10 protein-coding genes and 1 pseudogene are annotated in these 18006 nt (G+C 74.2%); 8 read left to right on the forward strand and 3 right to left on the reverse strand.

All coding sequences use genetic code 11. The features are described from left to right. Positions 1-30 precede the first annotated feature (30 nt). The 4 genes and pseudogenes from AC3EVP_RS17720 to AC3EVP_RS17735 all read left to right on the forward strand — a co-directional run. Positions 31-5577 (forward strand): annotated as a pseudogene (locus AC3EVP_RS17720) (type I polyketide synthase); the annotation flags it as partial. A gap of 18 nt (positions 5578-5595) precedes the next feature. Next, positions 5596-6699 (forward strand): NAD(P)-dependent alcohol dehydrogenase, encoded by a 1104-nt coding sequence (locus AC3EVP_RS17725; protein ID WP_435130967.1) that lies wholly within the window; start codon positions 5596-5598, stop codon positions 6697-6699. Positions 6700-6796: 97 nt separating this feature from the next. Continuing rightward, positions 6797-8248: an aldehyde dehydrogenase gene (locus AC3EVP_RS17730; protein ID WP_335984221.1), complete on the forward strand. Its 1452-nt coding sequence runs from the start codon at positions 6797-6799 to the stop codon at positions 8246-8248. Between the two features lie 103 nt (positions 8249-8351). Beyond that, positions 8352-9173, forward strand: a complete 822-nt coding sequence (locus AC3EVP_RS17735) for a mycofactocin-coupled SDR family oxidoreductase (protein ID WP_335984220.1) — start codon at positions 8352-8354, stop codon at positions 9171-9173. A 131-nt stretch (positions 9174-9304) separates the two neighbouring features. On the opposite strand, the gene AC3EVP_RS17740 is transcribed toward AC3EVP_RS17735, so the two are convergent. The 3 genes from AC3EVP_RS17740 to AC3EVP_RS17750 all read right to left on the reverse strand — a co-directional run bounded on the left by AC3EVP_RS17740 (position 9305) and on the right by AC3EVP_RS17750 (position 13070). Then, positions 9305-10768: a flavin-containing monooxygenase gene (locus AC3EVP_RS17740; protein ID WP_435130969.1), complete on the reverse strand. Its 1464-nt coding sequence runs from the start codon at positions 10766-10768 to the stop codon at positions 9305-9307. A gap of 69 nt (positions 10769-10837) precedes the next feature. Next, a complete protein-coding gene (locus AC3EVP_RS17745; RefSeq protein ID WP_335984218.1) occupies positions 10838-12031 on the reverse strand; it encodes a cytochrome P450 in 1194 nt (397 codons plus the stop codon). A 28-nt stretch (positions 12032-12059) separates the two neighbouring features. Continuing rightward, positions 12060-13070, reverse strand: coding sequence for a choice-of-anchor I domain-containing protein (locus tag AC3EVP_RS17750; RefSeq protein WP_435130972.1), 1011 nt, complete (start codon positions 13068-13070; stop codon positions 12060-12062). A gap of 455 nt (positions 13071-13525) precedes the next feature. Between AC3EVP_RS17750 and AC3EVP_RS17755 the strand changes: the two genes are divergently transcribed. From AC3EVP_RS17755 to AC3EVP_RS17770, 4 genes are all read left to right on the forward strand, one after another. Next, entirely contained in the window at positions 13526-14458 is a 933-nt protein-coding gene (locus AC3EVP_RS17755; protein ID WP_435130974.1) for a hypothetical protein, read from the forward strand. Positions 14459-14489: 31 nt separating this feature from the next. After that, the gene (locus tag AC3EVP_RS17760; protein ID WP_335984215.1) at positions 14490-15563 is read left to right on the forward strand and encodes an arylcarboxylate reductase; all 1074 of its coding nucleotides are present in this window, start codon (positions 14490-14492) and stop codon (positions 15561-15563) included. A gap of 175 nt (positions 15564-15738) precedes the next feature. Next, positions 15739-16701, forward strand: a complete 963-nt coding sequence (locus tag AC3EVP_RS17765) for an NAD(P)H-quinone oxidoreductase (RefSeq protein WP_435130976.1) — start codon at positions 15739-15741, stop codon at positions 16699-16701. Between the two features lie 192 nt (positions 16702-16893). Beyond that, positions 16894-17802 (forward strand): alpha/beta hydrolase, encoded by a 909-nt coding sequence (locus AC3EVP_RS17770; RefSeq protein WP_335984213.1) that lies wholly within the window; start codon positions 16894-16896, stop codon positions 17800-17802. Positions 17803-18006 lie beyond the last annotated feature (204 nt).

The raw sequence follows: 18006 nt of genomic DNA on the forward strand, positions 1-18006 counted from the left end.
GCGGAGCGGATCGGTCCGGTGCTGGCGCCGAAGGTGGACGCGGCCTGGCATCTGCACGAGCTGACCCGGGACCTGGACCTGTCGCTGTTCGCGGTCTTCTCCTCCATGTCCGGCCTCATCGGCAGCCCCGGCCAGGGCAACTACGCCGCCGCCAACGTCTTCCTCGACGCGCTCGCCGCCCGGCGCCGGCACGAGGGGCTGCCCGCCGTGTCGATGGCGTGGGGCCCCTGGACCCCCGAAGTCGGCCTGACCGGGGCGCTGTCGGACGCCGACATGCGCCGCCTGGAGCGCTCCGGCATGCCGCCGCTGTCCGTGGCCCAGGGCATGCGGCTGTTCGACTGCGCGGTCGCCGCCGGTCCCCCGCTGGTGGGCCTCGGCCGGGTCGACGCCGCCGTCCTGCGCGGCCGCTCCGACCTCCCCGTCATGCTGCGCGCGCTGGTCGGCGGGCGGGCACCGCGCGCCGCGGCCGGCCGGACGCCGCAGACCGAGGGCCTGGCACGCCAGTTGGCCGGGATGACCGCGCAGCAGCGCGACCAGCACCTGCTGGCGCTGGTCCGCGACCATGTCGCGGTCGTCCTCGGCCACGGCGGCGGCCAGGACGTCGATCCGGGCCAGGCCTTCCGCGAGGCGGGCTTCGACTCGCTGACCGCGGTCGAACTGCGCAACCGGCTCCAGAGCGCGACCGGCCTCACCCTGCCGGCGACCCTCGTCTTCGACTACCCCACCGCGCACCGCCTCGCCACGCACCTGGCCGAGCAGTTCGGCGACGCGGACTCCGCCTCGGCCGCGCGGCCCGGGCAGCCCGGTCCGGGGACGGTGACCGACGACCCGATCGCGGTCGTCGGCATGGCCTGCCGCTACCCCGGCGGCGTCACCGGCCCCGACGACCTGTGGCGCCTGGTCACCGCGGGCGGCGACGCCATGACCCCCTTCCCGCGGGACCGCGGCTGGGACGTCGACGGCCTCTACGACCCGACCGGCACCCGCCCGAACACCTCCGTCGCGGGCGAAGGCGGATTCCTCGCCTCCGCCGCCGAGTTCGACGCCGGCTTCTTCGGGATCTCCCCGCGCGAGGCGCTGGCGATGGACCCGCAGCAGCGCCTCCTGCTGGAGGTCGTCTGGGAGGCCCTGGAACGCGCCGGGATCGACCCGGCCGCTCTCGCCGGCACCCCCGCGGGCGTCTTCGTCGGCAGCTACCACTCCAGCTACGGCGACCTCGTCGTCCAAGCCGGCGACGCCCAGGCCCAGATGATGACGGGCGGCGCACAGAGCGTGCTGTCCGGCCGCGTCTCCTACGTCCTCGGGCTGGAGGGCCCCGCGGTCACCGTGGACACCGCCTGCTCCTCGTCGCTGGTCGCGATGCACCTGGCGAGCCAGTCGCTGCGCTCGGGCGAGAGCACGCTCGCGCTGGCCGGGGGCGTCACCGTCCTGGCCACGCCCGGCACGTTCGTGGAGTTCAGCCGGCAGGGCGGCCTCGCCGCCGACGGGCGCTGCAAGGCGTTCGCCGAGTCCGCGGACGGCACCGGGTTCGGCGAGGGCGTCGGCATCATGGTGCTGGAACGCCTCTCCGACGCCCGCCGCAACGGCCACCCGGTGCTCGCCGTCCTGCGCTCCAGCGCCGTCAACCAGGACGGCGCGTCCAACGGCCTGACCGCGCCCAACGGCCCCTCCCAGCAGCGCGTCATCCGCCAGGCGCTGGCCGCCGCCTCCCTGTCCCCGGCCGACGTGGACGCCGTCGAGGCGCACGGCACCGGCACCACCCTCGGCGACCCCATCGAGGCACAGGCCCTGCTGGCCACCTACGGGCAGGACCGCCCCGAGGACCAGCCGCTGTGGCTGGGCACGGTGAAGTCCAACATCGGCCACACCCAGGCCGCCGCCGGTGTCGCCGGGGCGATCAAGATGGTGCAGGCCCTCCGGCACGGCGTGCTGCCGCGCAGCCGCTACGCCGACGAGCCCACCTCGCACGTCGACTGGACCTCCGGCCGGGTGCGGCTGCTGGCGGAGGAGCGGCCCTGGCCGCAGACCGGGCACCCGCGGCGGGCGGGCGTGTCCTCGTTCGGCATCTCCGGGACGAACGCGCACGTGATTTTGGAGGCCGCGCCGGAGCCCGAACCGACCGCCGTGCCCGAGAACGTGCCCGAGGCCGCGCCCGTGCCCGAGCCCGAGGCCGCGCCCGCCGCCGCGGAGAACGCCGCCGAGACGGTGTGGGTGGTGTCGGGCCGCACCGAGCCGGCCCTGCGCGCCCAGGCCGCCCGGCTGCTGTCCGCCGTGGAGGAGGCCGACACCGACGAGTCGGCGGCCCCGTACGACCCCGCTGACGTCGGCGCGGCACTGCTGCGCACCCGCTCGCTGTTCGAGCACCGCGCGGTCGTCGTCGGCGCGGACCGCGGCGAACTGACCGCGGGACTGCGGGCGTTGGCCACCGGTGAACCGGCCGCCCAGGTGGTGGACGGGGTGGCCCGCACCCGCCGCGGACTCGCGGTGCTCTTCACCGGGCAGGGCGCCCAGCGGCTCGGCATGGGACGCCGGCTGCACGCGCAGTCGCCGGTCTTCGCCGCCGCCTTCGACGAGGTCGCCGACGAACTGGACCAGCACCTGGAGCGCCCGCTGCGCGACGTGCTGTGGGGCACGGACCGCGAGCTGCTGGACCGCACCGGGTGGACGCAGCCCGCGCTGTTCGCGGTGGAGGTCGCGCTGTACCGGGTGCTCACCTCGTGGGGGGTGCGGCCGGACTACCTGCTCGGCCACTCCATCGGCGAGGTGGCCGCCGCCCATGTGGCCGGGGTGTTCTCGCTGCCGGACGCCTGCCGGCTGGTCGCCGCGCGGGCCCGCCTGATGGACGCGCTGCCCGCCGGCGGCGCGATGGCGGCCCTTGCCGCGACCGAGCAGGAGGTGCGCGAGCAGCTCACCGGCGGCGTCTGCGTCGCCGCGGTCAACGCCGCCGAGTCGGTCGTCGTCGCCGGCCCCGAGGCGGACGTGAGCGCGGTACGCGAGCACTTCGCCGCCCTGGGCCGCAGGACCCGGCGGCTGCGGGTCTCGCACGCCTTTCACTCCGCCCTCATGGAGCCGATGCTCGACGCCTTCGCCGCCGAACTGGCCCAGCTGTCCTACGCCGAGCCCGCGGTGCCGGTCGTCTCCAACCTCACGGGCGCGCCCGCGGACCTCGCGAACCCGGCGTACTGGGTGGAGCAGGTCCGCGGCACCGTCCGGTTCGCCGACGGGCTGGCGTGGCTGGCCGAGCGCGGCGTGGACACCTTCGTGGAGGCCGGCCCCGACGCGGTGCTGTCCGGGCTGGTGGCCGCGAACGGCCTGACCGGGGCCGCCGCGGTGGCCCTCCAGCGCGGCGAGCGCACCGGCCGCGCGGTGCTGCTCCAGGCCCTCGCGCGGCTGTACGTCCAGGGCGCGGCCGTCGACTGGTCGCCGCTGTTCGCCGGCCGCGCCACCCGCCGGGTGGACCTGCCGACGTACGCCTTCCAGCGCCGCCGCTACTGGCCGCGGACCGTGCCGGAGCAGGCGGCGGGGCGCGACCCGGTGGACGCGGAGTTCTGGGCGTCCGTGGCGAGCGGCCCGGACGGGCTGGCCCGCTCCCTCGGCGTCGCGGACGACACGCTGTCCGACGTCGTCCCGGCCCTGCTGCGCTGGCGTGAGCGGCGGCTGCGGGACGCGGCGGCCGACGGCTGGTGCTACCGCCAGTCCTGGGTGCCGGTCGACGTGGACGGCACCGCGCCGGCCGCGCCGCCGCGCTGGCTGGCGGTCGTCCCCGAGGGCGACGACCCCTGGGCCGCCGCCGCGGTCGCGGCCCTCGGCCCGGACACCGTGGTCCTCACCGCCGGCGAGGCCGACGCGGAGCACCTGGCGCGCGTCGGCGCCGACCGTACCGGCGTGGTGGCCCTGGCCGGCGCCGGACGCGACGGGCTGACCGCGACGCTGCGCCTGGTGCAGGAGCTGCGGCGTTCGCAGGTGGCCGTCCCGCTGTGGGTGGTCACCCGGGCGGCCGTCGCGGCCGGTCCCGGCGACGTGGTCAAGGAGATGTGGCAGGGCGGCATCTGGGGTCTGGGCCGGGTCGCGGCCCTCGAACTGCCGCAGGTGTGGGGCGGGTTGGTCGACCTGCCGGACGACGCCGACCCCGCGGCCCTCGGCCGGCTGCCCGGTGTGCTGTCCGGTGGCCACGGCGAGGACCAACTCGCCCTGCGCGCCTCGGGAGTGTTCGCCCGCCGTCTGGTGCGCGCGCCGGGCCGCGGCTCGGTCGAGCCGTGGACGACCAGCGGTACGGCCCTCGTCACCGGTGGTACCGGCGGGCTGGGCGGTCATGTGGCGCGGTGGCTGGTCGAACGCGGTGCGCAGCATGTCGTGTTGGTGTCGCGGCGGGGTCCGCAGGCGCCTGGTGCGGGGGAGTTGCGGGCGGAGTTGGAGGCCGCGGGTGCGCGGGTGAGCGTGGTCGCGGGTGATGTCGCCGACCGCGCGACCATGGCCGGGGTGTTCGCCGCGGTCCCGGCGGACCTGCCGCTGCGGTCGGTGTTCCACACCGCCGGTGTGCTGCACGAACCGACGCCCGTCGAGGCGATGCCGGTGGGGACCCTGCACGACAGCCTCGGCGCGAAGGCCGAAGGGGCGCTGCTGCTGGACGAGTTGACCACCGGCATGGAGCTGGACGCGTTCGTGCTGTTCTCGTCCGGTGCCGCCTCGTGGGGCGGCGCGGGGCAGGGCGGTTACGCGGCGGGCAACGCCTGCCTGGACAGCCTCGCCGAGTACCGGCGCGCCCAGGGGCGGACCGCCACGTCGATCGCCTGGGGCACCTGGGCCGAGGCGGGCATGGCCGCGGCCAACACCGAGGAGCACGACTACCTGGTGCGGCTCGGTGTGCTGCCGATGCGGCCGGACCCGGCCATCGCCGCCATGCAGCGCGTCCTGGAGGACGACGCGACGACCGTGACCGTCTCCGACATGGACTGGTCGCGGTTCGCGCCCGCCTTCTCGCTGGCCCGGCCGAGCCGGCTGCTGGCCCTGCTCCAGGACCAGGCGGGCCCGGAGGCGGCCGAACCCGAGGCCGACGCCGCCGCGTTCACCGGCCGGCTGGCGGCGGTGCCCGCGGAGGAGCGCCGGGAGTTCCTCGTCACCCTCGTCCGCGACCACGCCGCCGCCGTGCTGGGCCACGGCAGCGGCGACGAACTCGACCCCGAAACCGCCTTCCGCGACGCCGGGTTCGACTCGCTCACCGCCGTCGAGCTACGCGACCGGCTCCAGGCGATGACCGGGCTGAGCCTGCCCGCCACGCTCGTCTTCGACTACCCCAACCCGTTCAAACTCGCCCTGCTGCTCGATGAGTTGACCGGCGGCGGCGCCGGGGGCGACGGCGACGAGGAGGAGCTGCGGCGCAAGGTGGCCGCGGTGCCGCTGGCCCGGCTGCGGGCCGCCGGACTGCTCGACGCCGTACTGGCCCTGGCCGAGCAAGCGGACCCGGACAGCCCGGACGGCCAGGACGGCCGGGGCGCCGGGGACGAAGAGCCCGACGGGCCCGACCTGTTGACCGCCGACGCCGACGACCTCGTCCGCATCGCGCTCGGAACCGCGTGAAGGAGCTGTAGGACAGACATGGACATCACCGCAGCAGTGCTCGACGAGGCCGGTGGCCCGTTCGTCCTCAAGCAGGTCGAACTGGCCGCGCCCGGCCCGGACGAGGTGCTGGTCGAGCTGCACGCCACCGGCCTGTGCCACACCGACGTGGCCGTCCAGCACGGCTTCACCCCCTTCCCGCTGCCGGGCGTGCTGGGCCACGAGGGCAGCGGTGTCGTGGCCGCCGTCGGGCCGGGCGTCGCCGGGCTGGCCGAGGGCGACCACGTGGCGCTGTCGTTCAGCAGCTGCGGCGCCTGCGACAACTGCCGCTCGGGCGTGCCCTCGTACTGCGACACGTTCGTGGCCCGCAACCTGCTGGGCGCCCGCGCCGACGGCAGCCGGCCGCTCACCCTCGACGGCAAGGGGCTCGGCTCGAACTTCTTCGGCCAGTCGAGCTTCGCCTCGCACACCGTGGCGCACGCCCGGTCGGTGGTGAAGATCCCCGAGCAGGTGCCGCTGGCGCTGGCCGCGCCGCTGGGCTGCGGTGTGCAGACCGGCGCCGGGGCGGTGCTGAAGTCGCTGCGGGCCCAGGCGGGCAGCTCGGTGCTGGTGCTCGGCGGCGGCTCGGTCGGGCTGAGCGCCGTGATGGGCGCGGTGCTCGCCGGGGCGGAGACGATCGTCGTGGTGGAGCCGGTGGAGTCGCGGCGGCTGGTCGCCAAGGACCTCGGCGCGACGCACGTGCTGGACCCGGCCGACGGGAAGCTCGCCGAGCAGATCCGCGGTGTCGTGCCGCAGGGCGTGCGGCACGCGGTGGACACCACCGCCAAGGCGGCGGTGCTCACCGAGGTGGTGCAGGCCATGGCGAAGCGGGGCAGCATCGCGCTGCTCGGCATCCCGTCCGAGCCGGCCGCGGTGTTCCCGCTGAGCCTGGGGCTGAGCCAGATCCTGGGGCTGAGCGTCGTCGGGGTCGTGGAGGGCGACAGCGACCCGCAGACGTTCGTGCCCTGGCTGCTCCAGCAGTACCTCCAGGGCCGGTTCCCGATCGACCGGCTGGTCAGCACGATGCCGTTCGCCGACATCAACGAGGCCGTCGCGGCGCAGGTGCGCGGGGACGTGATCAAGGCGGTGCTCACGCACCGGTGACCGGTCCGGCGCCCGCGCGGCGCCGCCCCGGGTACGCCCGCCGGCGCCTTCGCGACGGCGACTCCCCACGAGCACAGGCAAGGACAGGCGAGGCCGTATGCCCATCGACCACGACGACTTCTACATCGGCGGCGCCCGGGTCGCGCCCGCCACCGCGCACCGCATCGAGGTGCGGGCCGCGGGCACCGGGGAGGTGGCCGGCAGCGTGCCGGCCGCGCACCCGGCCGACGTGGACGCGGCCGTCGCCGCGGCCCGCGCCGCCTTCGACGACCCTTCCGGCTGGCGGACGTGGAGCGCGCAGGACCGCGCGCAGACGCTGGACCGCTTCGCCGCGGCCCTCACCGAGCGCGGGCCGCAGACCGCGCGCCTGGTGAGCCTCCAGAACGGCATGCCGATCAGCCTGGCGGGCGTGCTGGAGGGCGTCGGCCCGGCCGCGCTGCTGCGCTACTACGCCGCCCTGGTCGCCGCGAAGACCGCCGACGACCGCCGCCCGGGCCTGTTCGGCGGGCACGCGGTGGTGGTGCCCGAGCCGGTGGGCGTGGTCGCCGCGATCGTGCCGTGGAACGTGCCGCAGGGCATCACCTTCATGAAGGTCGCCCCGGCGCTGGCCGCCGGCTGCGCCGTGGTGCTCAAGCCCTCCCCCGAGACGGTCCTGGACACCTACCAGGTCGCCGAGGCCGCCGAGGCGGCCGGGCTGCCCGCCGGGCTGCTGAACATCGTGCCCGGCGGCGCGGACACCGGCCGCCACCTGGTCGGCCACCCCGGCGTGGACAAGGTGTCCTTCACCGGCTCCACCGCCGTCGGCCGGGGCATCGCGGAGACCTGCGGGCGGCTGCTGCGGCCGGTGTCGCTGGAGCTGGGCGGCAAGTCCGCGGCGGTCGTCCTTGACGACGCCGACCTCGGCGCGGTGATGGACCGTTTCTTCCGGGCCACGCTGCTCAACAACGGGCAGGTGTGCTGGCTGGGCACCAGGGTGCTCGCGCCCCGCTCCCGCTACGACGAGATCGTGGACGCCGTCACCGCCATGGCGCGCTCGCTGAAGGTCGGCGACCCGCTCGACCCGGCGACCCAGCTGGGCCCGCTGGTCTCCGCACGGCAGCGGGACCGGGTGGAGTCCTACATCGCCAAGGGCGTCAGCGACGGCGCCCGGCTGACCGCCGGCGGCGGCCGCCCGGCCGGCGCCGACCGCGGCTGGTACGTGGAGGCCACGGTCTTCGCCGACGTCGACAACCGGTCCGCGATCGCGCAGGAGGAGATCTTCGGGCCGGTGCTGTCGGTCATCCCCTACGCGGACGAGGAACAGGCCCTGGCGATCGCCAACGACAGCGACTACGGCCTGGGCGGCTCGGTGTGGACCACCGACCCCGACCGCGGCCTGGCCTTCGCCCGCCGGGTGCAGGCCGGCTCCGTCGGCGTCAACGGCTACGCCAACGACCCGGTCGCGCCCTTCGGCGGCCGCAAGGCCAGCGGGCTCGGCTACGAGCTGGGCCCCGAGGGACTCGCCCAGTACCAGGCCCTGAAGTCGATCTACGTCGACCAGCAGGTCTGACCGGGGCGGCGCCCGGTGCCCCCCGCCCGGCGGCGCCGGGCCGCCCCGCGCAGTGACGCACACCCAGGAAGTGACACGCAGTGAGAAACGGAGTGGACCCCACATGAGCGGACGACTCGACGGCAAGGTCGCCATGATCACCGGTGCGGCGCGCGGCCAGGGCCGCGGCCACGCCCTGCGGCTCGCCGAGGAGGGCGCCGACCTGATCCTGGTGGACATCTGCCAGAACATCGACACCCTCGCCTACGCGCTGGGCACCGAGGACGAACTCGCCGAGACCGCCGCCGAGGTGGAGAAGCTGGGCCGCCGCGTGGTGACGGCGCAGGCCGACACGCGCGACGCGCCCGCGCTGCGCGAGGCCGTCGAGCGCGGCGCCGCGCAACTGGGCCGCCTCGACATCCTCGTCGCCAACGCCGGGGTGGGCATGGCGCACCCCTCGACCAGCCAGGAGCAGGCGTTCCGCGACCAGTTGGAGATCAACACCATCGGCGCGTGGAACACCGTGCACGCCGCGGCGCCGAAGATCATCGAGGGCGGCCGGGGCGGCGCCGTCGTCGTGGTCAGCTCGGTGATGGGCCTGAGCGGCAAGATCGGCAGCCCGACCGGCGGCGCGGAGGGCTACGTCGCCGCCAAGCACGCCCTGCTGGGCCTGTCGCGGGCGTGGACGCGGTGGCTGGGCCCGCACGACATCCGGGTCAACTCCATCCACACCACCGGCGTGCGCACCCCGCTGCTCGTCAACGACGCGGTGAAGAAGGTGCACACCAAGCCCCCCACGTCCGGCGCGGAGGTGGGCCACATCCTCGACGTCACCATGCTGGACGTCAGCGACGTCACCGGCGCCGTGGCCTGGCTGGTCTCCGACGAGGCCCGGTACGTCACCGGTGTCGCGCTGCCGATCGACGCGGGCTTCACCACCCCGTAGGAACCACCCCGTAGGAACCACCCCGTAGGACCACCCGCCCCGCACGGCGGACCGCCCCCGAGCCCGGCAACAGGCTCAGGGGCGGTCCGCTTGCGGGGGACGCGCCGGAAAGGCGGGTCAGGAAGGTCGGCTCAGGAGGGCGCCGGGGCGAACTCCACCCCGTCGTCCAGCGGACCGCGCCGCAGCAGCTTCACGTCCTTGCGGTAGTCCTGCTCCACCGTCCACGGCGCGCGCGTGCCGCGCTTGGGCATGCTGTCCGCGCCGCGCCGCACATAGCCCGAGCTGAGGTCCAGGATCGGCAGCACCGGGTCCTCGGGCGGCGGCGCGAGCGGCCGGACCACCGCGTGCCCGTGCTCGGCCATGTGCGCCAGCAGCCGGGACACGTACCGCGCCACCAGGTCGGCCTTGAGCGTCCAGGAGCTGTTGGTGTAGCCCAGCGTCCAGGCGAAGTTCGGCACCCCGGCGAGCATCAGGCCCTTGTACGCGACCGTCGCGCCGGGGTCGACGGCGGTGCCGGCCACGCTCATCCGGATACCGCCCAGCGGTAGCAGGTTCAGCCCGGTCGCGGTGACCACCATGTCCGCGGCCACCTCCTCGCCGCTCTCCAGCCGCAGCCCGTCCGGCGTGAAGGACTCCACGGCGCCGGTGACCACGGACGCCTGCCCGGAGCTGATCGCCGCGAACAGGTCCCCGTCGGGCACGTAGCACACCCGCTGGTCCCACGGCTGGTAGCGGGGGGTGAAGTGCGGGTCGAGGGAGTAGCCGTCCGGGAGGTGCTTGGCGGCGCCCTTGCGGAGCATCGCCTTGACCCGCTCCGGCCTCCTGCGGCTGAGCCGGTAGAAGGCCATCGCGAGCGTCGCGTTCTTCCAGCGGATCGCGCCGAGCGCCGCCTTCTCCGGCAGCACCCGGCGCAGCAGGTCCGCCAGGCCGTCGCGGGACGGCAGCGACATGACGTACGCGGGGGAGCGCTGCACCATCGTCACGTGCGCGGCCCGCTCGGCCAGCGCGGGCACCAGGGTGACCGCGGTGGCGCCGCTGCCGATGACGGCCACCCGCTTGCCGGCCCAGTCCAGGCCGGCCGGCCAGTGCTGCGGGTGCACCACGGTGCCCGTGAAGCGGTCGGTGTCCTTGAACTGCGGCCGGTAGCCCTCGTCGTAGCGGTAGTAGCCCGTGCACAGGTACAGGAACGAGCAGGTCAGCGTGGCCGTTTCGGGGTTCTCGGGCGCCCCGCGGGACACGGTGACCCTCCAGCGGGCCGCCGCCTCGTCCCAGTCGGCGGCGGTCACGCGGTGCCGGAACCGGATCGCGTCCAGCAGGCCGTACTCCCGGGCGGAGTCCTGGATGTAGGACAGGATGCTCGCGCCGTCGGCGATGGCCTTGGGGTCCTTCCAGGGCCGCTCCCGGTAGCCGAGGGTGTGCATGTCCGAGTCGGACCGCACCCCCGGGTAGCGGAAGAGGTCCCAGGTGCCGCCGACGGCCTCCCGTGCCTCCAGGATCGCCAGGGTGCGGCCGGGGACGGCGCGGCGCAGGTGGCCGGCCGCGCCGATGCCGGCCAGCCCGGCGCCGACGACCAGGACGTCGACGTGCTCAGCCATGGCGGCGCCCCTTCCCGCGGGCGGGAGCGGCGGCCGCGGTCGTACTCGCCCGCGCCGCCGTCACGGGCGTCACCACGCGACCGGCATGGAGCGCGGACCGCGGACCATCATCTCGCTCTTCCACGCGATGTCGCCGGCCACCCGCAGGGTCGGCAGCCGCTGGAGCAGCACCCGCAGCGCCTCCTGCAACTCCAGCCGGGCCAGCGGCGCGCCCAGGCAGTGGTGGATGCCGTGGCCGAACCCGATGTGGTGGTTGGCCGGCCGGTCGAGCCTGATCTCCTCGGGGTCCTCGAAGCGCAGGCCGTCGCGGTTGGCGGCGCCCAGGGCGACCAGGACCGGTTCGCCGGCGCGCACCAGGGTGCCGCCGACCTCGATGTCCTCCCGGGCGTAGCGCGGGGCGGCCGAGCCGCTGCCCAGCGGCACGAAGCGGAACAGCTCCTCGACCGCCGAGGGGATCAGCTCCTCGTCGTGCAGCAGCCGCTGCCAGTGCTGCGGCTGGTCCAGCAGGGCGTAGACGAAGCTGGGGATCTGCGAGGCGGTGGTCTCGTGCCCGGCGATGAGCAGGCCGACGCAGTGGTCGAGCAACTCCTGCTCGGTCAGCCGGTCCTGCACGTCGCGGGCCTCGATCATGCCCGAGATGAGGTCGTCGGCCGGTTCGGCGCGGCGCGCCTCGATGATGCCGCGGATGTACTCCACCAGCTCGATCCGCTTGGCGCGGCCCTCCTCGGCGTTCAGGGAGCTGGTGGACAGGATCGCGTCGGTCCAGTTGCCGAACCGGTCCCGGTCCTCGAAGGGCACCCCGAGCAGTTCGCAGATGACGGTCGTCGGGATCGGCAGCGCGTAGTCCGCGACGAGGTCGGCGGGCGCGCCCTTGGCCTCCATCGTGTCGATCAGCCGGTGCGCCAGGTCGTGGACCTTCGGCCGCAGCTCCTCCACCCGGCGGATGGTGAATGCCTTGCTGATCAGGCGGCGCAGCCGGGTGTGGTCGGGCGCGTCCATGTTGAACATGGACTTCGGCTGGGCGTTGAACTTCCGTGCCCGCGGCGGGTCGTGCTCCTCGGCCATCGCGCGGCTGAAGCGCCCGTCGCCCAGCACCAGCCGGGCGTCGGCGTAGCGGGTGGCCAGCCAGGCCGGCTCGCCGTAGGGGAGGTTGACGCGGATCAGGCCCTCGGTGTCCCGCGCCTTGCGGTAGGCCTCGCTGAGCGCGAGGCCCTCGTCGGGGCCGAAGGGGTAGGACAGCGGCTCCGGATAGGTGGTGTTCACTGCGTGCTCCTCAGCGGGGGATGCGGGGTCACAGCCGTGCGAGGTCGACGACGGACACGAGGTTCGCGCCGTAGTTCGCCAGGTAGGCGCGGCGGCCGTCGGCGGAGACGGCGATGCCGGCGGGGGTGCGTTCGACGGGGACGGTGCGCACGACGGTCTGCGTGGCGGTGTCGATCACGGACATGGTCCGGCCGGGCGCCTTGCTGCCGCCCATGTTGACGACGTAGGCGCGCGCGCCGTCCGGGGAGAGCGCCACCCCGCCGGGCCCGTCGCCGACGGTGACGGTGGCGGCCACGGTGTGGGTGGCGGTGTCGATCACCGACACGGTGTTGCCGGGGTCGCCGAACGGGCCGTGGTCGGCGACGTAGACACGCGTGCCGTCCGGGCTGATGGCGACGGCGCCGGGGGAGCGGCCCACGGTGACGGTGGTGGCCACGGTGTTCGTGGTGAGGTCGATCACCGACACGGTGCCCTCGGTATCGGTGGGCCGGCCGTAGTTGACGACGTAGGCGTGCACGCCGTTGTCGTGGATGGCCACCGCGCCGGGTGCGGCGCCGACGTCCACGGAGCCGACGACCTGGAGGGTGGCGGTGTCGATGACCGACATGGTGCTGCCCGGGTCGGTCTCGATGCCCAGTTCGGAGATGTAGACGTACCGCCCGTCGGGGGTGGCCGCGACGCCGTCGGGGGAGTTGCCGACGCCGATCGTGGCGACCACCTCGTGGGTGGCGGTGTCGATGACGGACACGGTGCGGCCGGGCTCCTTGCCGGAGCCGTAGTTGACGACGTAGACGCGGGAGCCGTCGGGGACGACCTCCAGCGCGGTCGGGCCCACCCCGACCTTCACGGTCGCGACGACCTCGTGGGTGGCGGTGTCGATGACCGACACCGTGTCACCGGGGGAGTGGGTCGCCCACCGGCCGTAGTTCGTCACGTACGCCCGGCTGCCGTCCGGGGTGAGGGCGACGGCGGAGGGCCCCTCGCCCACCGGGATGGTGACCTCCACGTGCGGCAGGCCGATCTGTTCGGTGTCGGTCACGGATGCGCTCTCCTCACGGCGGCTGCCGGCGATCCCCGCCCCGCGCGCGGCTGCGGGGCGGGGATCGCCGGGAACGTCTCGCGGATTCGAAGGATTCGACGGGCTCGACGGGCTCGACGGGTTCAACTGATTCGACAGGTTCAACGGATTCGGCGGATTCGCTTATGCGGAAACGCCGGCGGGTAGCGTGCTGTCGCGCACTTCCCGGTCGCGGCGCCGACCGGCGGTTTTCGCGGCGTCGAATCCGGGACCGATGCTCGAAGGATCGTATCGGCGTCCCCCGGACAAAAGGCGGGTCCCCCGACATTAGGGGCCTCTTTAGGGGGCCGGCCGGCCGTTTAGGGGCCCGGACCGCACACCGCCCGTTCGCTTAGGGGATTGCTAGGGGGGTGTCCGCGCCGGGTCCTTCAGTAGGTTCGTGCCCCGAGAAGGCGTCGCATGGGATGGGGAGCAAGGTGAAGATCGCATACCTGGTCGACGGCGGGCTGAGCGATGTGGCGGGCGCCGGCACGGACCTCTACGAGCGCTACCCGCAGGTCCGTGAGATCTACGCGCAGGCCGCCGAGTGGACCGGTCTGACCGTCGACCGGATGCTGCGCTGGGAACTGGACCGCCTCGAGGAGTACCACCAGGTCGGGCTGATCCGGCAGACCTCGATCATCCTCGGCGTCGCCGACCTGCTCGCCGAGCGCGGTGTGCGCCCGGACGTCATCGCCGGCATGAGCCTGGGCTCGCTGGTCGGCGCGTGCCTGGCCGGCGCCGTGGAGCGCCGGGACCTGTTCACCTTCCTGCGCCGCAAGACCGAGGTGCCGCCGCCCACCGGGCCCGCCCAGGGCTGCGCCGGGCTGCTGGTGCCCGCGGACGCCGACGACGCGGACTACCTCGGGCAGCTCGTCGAAGGCACCTGGGTCGGCGGCGAGTTGGGCCTGCGCCGCAACAACACCGTGCGCGGCTTCATGGTCTCCGGCTACGTCCACGCGCTGCACGAGCTCATGGCGAAGCTCCCCGAGGGCGCGATGCACATGATCAAGGACATCGACGTCGCCGTGCACGTCCCGCTGTGCGCGGACCAGAACGAGTACCTCAAACCGGTCTGGGAGAAAATAAATTTCCACGACCCGAAGATTCCGCTGTGCTCCTGCAAGGAGCGCGGAATGCTCACCACGGCGGCGGACGTGCGGAAGTGGTACCTCGGCAACCAGGTCGACAAGGTAAGCCACCCGGAGATGTTCCGCAACGTCGTCGACAACGAGCCGGAGATCGCTTTCCTGCTCGGCCCGGCGAAGCTCGACATCTACCTCGACGCGCTGCCCTGCCCGGTCGTGCAGATCGAGAACGACGAACAGCTCACGGACGCCATGACCGCCCTGTACGAAATGCGGATCTGACCGCTTTCCCCCTCAGAAAGGCGCGGCAGGAATGAAGGAATCACTGGCTCTGGTCGACCGTTTCCTGCGGACGGACCTCGACGAGTGGACCCGGCAGGTGGTGCGGCGGCACTTCGACCCCGAAACCGGCAGCCCCTACTGGCTCAAGCGCGCGGCGGAGCTGGACTTCGACCCGCGCGAGATCACCCGCTACGACGAACTCGGCGCGCTCGGACCCTTCCCGCTGTCCGTGCTGCGCAAGCTCGACCCCGCCGACCTGGTACCCCAGGCCGTGCCCCGCCCCCTCGCCGGCCGCGTCTTCGACTCCGGCGGCACCACCGGCGACCCCAAGCGCATCCTCTACACCCCCGCCATGCTCGAACACCGCCAGGCATGGCGCCACTGGTCCTTCCACACCGAGGGGTTCCGCCCCGACGGCAACTGGGTGCAGGGCACCCCCACCGGCCCGCACGTCATCGGCCTGGGCGTGCAGGAACTGTCCGCCTACGGCGGCCGGATGTACATCGTGGACATCGACCCGCGCTGGGTGAAGCGGCTCATCCGGGCCGGCAAGCTCGCCGAGGCCGACGAGTACACCGACCACGTCGTCGGCCAGATCACCAACATCCTGCGCACCCAGCCGATCGACTACCTCAACACCACCTCCGCGCTGCTCAACGCCCTCATCCGGCGCGCCCCCGAACTCGCCGCGCGACTCAAGGGCGTACGCGTCAGCGGCACCCACTGCACCCCCGCGATGTACCGCGCCTTCCGGTCGGTCCTGAACGGCGGCAGCGGCGCCGTCGTCGGCCGCAGCTACGGCAACACCTTCGGCACCTCGGCCGGCATCCCCGCCTCCGACGACGGCGAGACCCTGCCCTACCTGCCGAACTACCCCCACGTCACCGCGCTCGTGGTCGACAAGGAGGACTGGACCCGCACCGTCGAGTACGGCCGGCAGGGCCAGGTCATGCTGAACGTCCTGCACCCCGACCTGCTGCTGCCGAACTTCCTGGAGCGCGACCAGGCCGTCCGGTACGACACCGGCGACGCCTACCCCTGCGACGGTGTCGCCAACGTGATGCCGCTCCAGGTCACCCGCAGCGCCCCGGAGGGCATCTACTGAGCGGCCGCGCGCCCGCGCCGCCCGCACCTCGTACCCCGCGGCCCGCGACCGGCGACGGTCCGGGCCGCACCCGCACCCGCCTCACCGACTCCGCACCCACCGACCCGCACTCACGGACTCTCGGACCCGAAGGAGGACGGGCAGCGGCCCCGCCGGGGACCCGCGCCCCACACCTATGCAAGCGATCGTGATCGAGGACATGCAGTTGGTGCTGCGCGAGGTCGAGGACCCCGAGCCGGGGCCGGGCGAGGTGGTCGTCGACGTGGCCGCGGCCGGGGTCAACCGGGCCGACGTCGGCCAGCGCAAGGGCCTGTACCCGCCGCCGCCGGGCGCCCCGCCCTACCCGGGGCTCGAAGTCTCCGGCGTGGTCAGCGCCCTGGGCATCGGGGTGAAGGGCCGTCAGGTCGGCGACGAGGTCGCCTGCCTGCTCGCCGGCGGCGGCTACGCCGAGAAGGTGGCGGTGCCCGCCGCGCACACCCTGCCGGTGCCCGCAGGGGTGTCGCTGCGGGACGCGGCGTCCCTGCCCGAAGTCGCGTGCACCGTCTGGTCGAACGTGGTCGACCGCGACGCCCTGCGCGAGGGCGAGACGCTGCTCGTGCACGGCGGCGGCAGCGGCATCGGCACCTTCGCGATCCAACTGGGCAAGGCCCTGGGCGCGTCCGTGGTGGTGACCGCCCGCCCGGCCAAGCACGACCGGCTGCGGGCCCTGGGCGCCGATCTGGTGGTCGACTACACCACCGAGGACTTCGTCCTGGCCACCAAGGAGTTCACCGCCGGCGCCGGCGTCGACGTCATCCTGGACATCGTCGGAGCCCCGTACCTGGCGGACAACATCGAGGCTCTGGCGCCGAACGGCCGGCTCACCGTCATCGGCCTCCAAGGCGGCCGCAAGGCCGAGCTCGACCTCGCGATGCTGTTCAGCCGGCGCGCCTCGGTCTCCGCCACGTCACTGCGCGCCCGACCGCGAGCGGACAAGTCGCGCATCGTCGCCGGTGTCGGGCACCAGGTGTGGCCGCTGGTCGAGGCCGGCACGGTCAAGCCCGTGGTGCACGCCGCGCTGCCGCTGGCCGAGGCCGCCGAAGCACACCGGATGATGGAGGCGAGCGACCACATCGGCAAGATCCTGCTCCTGCCGTAGCGGCACGTCCGCCGGCGGCCGGGCCGCCCGCGGCGGCCGGCGCACCGCGGGCGGCCCGGCGACGCGCGCGTGCGGCGAGCCCGCGCCGCGCCGCCTCGCCCGCTCCCTCATCCCCCCTTTCCCGCCGGCCGCACCCGGCCGGTGCTCGCTCGCACGCATCGCCGCCCCGGCGATGCCGGAACGGAGTACCCGATGCCCCTCGACCCCGCGGTCAAGGCCGTCCTCGGCATCCTTGACGCCGCCGGCGACCGGCAACTGCACGACCTGCCGATGCCCCTCGCCCGGGCCAGCTACGACCAGCTCGCCGGGCTCGGCGGCGAGCCGGCCGCGATCGCCCGCACCGAACGCACCACCGCCGACGGCATACCGGTCCGGCTGTACTGGCCCGACAGCCCCGGCCCGCACCCCGTCCTGCTCTTCTTCCACGGCGGCGGCTGGGTCCTCGGCAGCCTCGACGGCTACGACGGCGTCGCCCGCGACCTGAGCGCCCACGCCGACTGCCTGGTCGTCAGCGTCGGCTACCGCCTCGCCCCCGACCACTGCTTCCCCGCCGCCGTCCAGGACGCCCTCACCGTCGCCAAGTGGGCCCTGCGCACCGGCGACTCCTACGGCGGCGACACCCAGCGCCTCGCCGTCGCCGGCGACTCCGCGGGCGGCAACCTCGGCGCCGTCCTCAGCAACGAACTGCCCGGCCTCTTCCGCGCCCAGGCCCTGCTCTACCCGGTCACCGACCAGACCAGGAACCACCCCTCGGTCCGCGAGAACGGCCAGGGCTACCTGCTGACCGAGGACACCCTGCGCTGGTTCAGCGAGAACTACCTCGGCGACCAGGACCCGCGCCACCCCTGGGCGTCACCGCTGTTCGCCGCCGACGAGGTCCTCGCCGCCGCACCCCCCACCCTCATCCTCACCGGCGAGTACGACCCGCTGCGCGACGAGGGAGAGGCGTACGCCGACAAGCTGCGCGCGCTGGGCGTTCCGGTCGAACAGCGCCGCTACGACGGCATGATCCACGGATTCTTCGCCATGCGCGGAATGGTGCCCGCCGCCGCCGAAGCACTCGCCCAGACCGCCGACTTCCTGCGCGCCGCCTGGCGGTAACCACGCAGCGGAAACCACTCACCCAAAACAACACCCCTCCCACTCCGGGACGTCCGTCACCCCCGCGGGCGTCCCGGTTGCCATTTCCGTTCCCGTCACGACAACTCGCCGCGGGCAACGCCGAATTGCACGGCGGATTACCGGCCCACCCCGCACCACCCCGACCCCCGACGCGCCGCCACCACACCGCCGTTGACCAGCCAC

It is taken from the genome of Actinacidiphila sp. bgisy144, assembly GCF_057708105.1.

Excerpts from the sequence above, each read along its gene's own strand:
- AC3EVP_RS17725 (WP_435130967.1), top strand. The coding sequence starts at position 5,596 with ATGGACATCACCGCAGCAGTGCTCGACGAGGCCGGTGGCCCGTTCGTC.
- AC3EVP_RS17730 (WP_335984221.1), top strand. The coding sequence starts at position 6,797 with ATGCCCATCGACCACGACGACTTCTACATCGGCGGCGCCCGGGTCGCG.
- AC3EVP_RS17735 (WP_335984220.1), top strand. The coding sequence starts at position 8,352 with ATGAGCGGACGACTCGACGGCAAGGTCGCCATGATCACCGGTGCGGCG.
- AC3EVP_RS17740 (WP_435130969.1), bottom strand. The coding sequence starts at position 10,768 with ATGGCTGAGCACGTCGACGTCCTGGTCGTCGGCGCCGGGCTGGCCGGC.
- AC3EVP_RS17760 (WP_335984215.1), top strand. The coding sequence starts at position 14,490 with ATGAAGGAATCACTGGCTCTGGTCGACCGTTTCCTGCGGACGGACCTC.
- AC3EVP_RS17765 (WP_435130976.1), top strand. The coding sequence starts at position 15,739 with ATGCAAGCGATCGTGATCGAGGACATGCAGTTGGTGCTGCGCGAGGTC.
- AC3EVP_RS17770 (WP_335984213.1), top strand. The coding sequence starts at position 16,894 with ATGCCCCTCGACCCCGCGGTCAAGGCCGTCCTCGGCATCCTTGACGCC.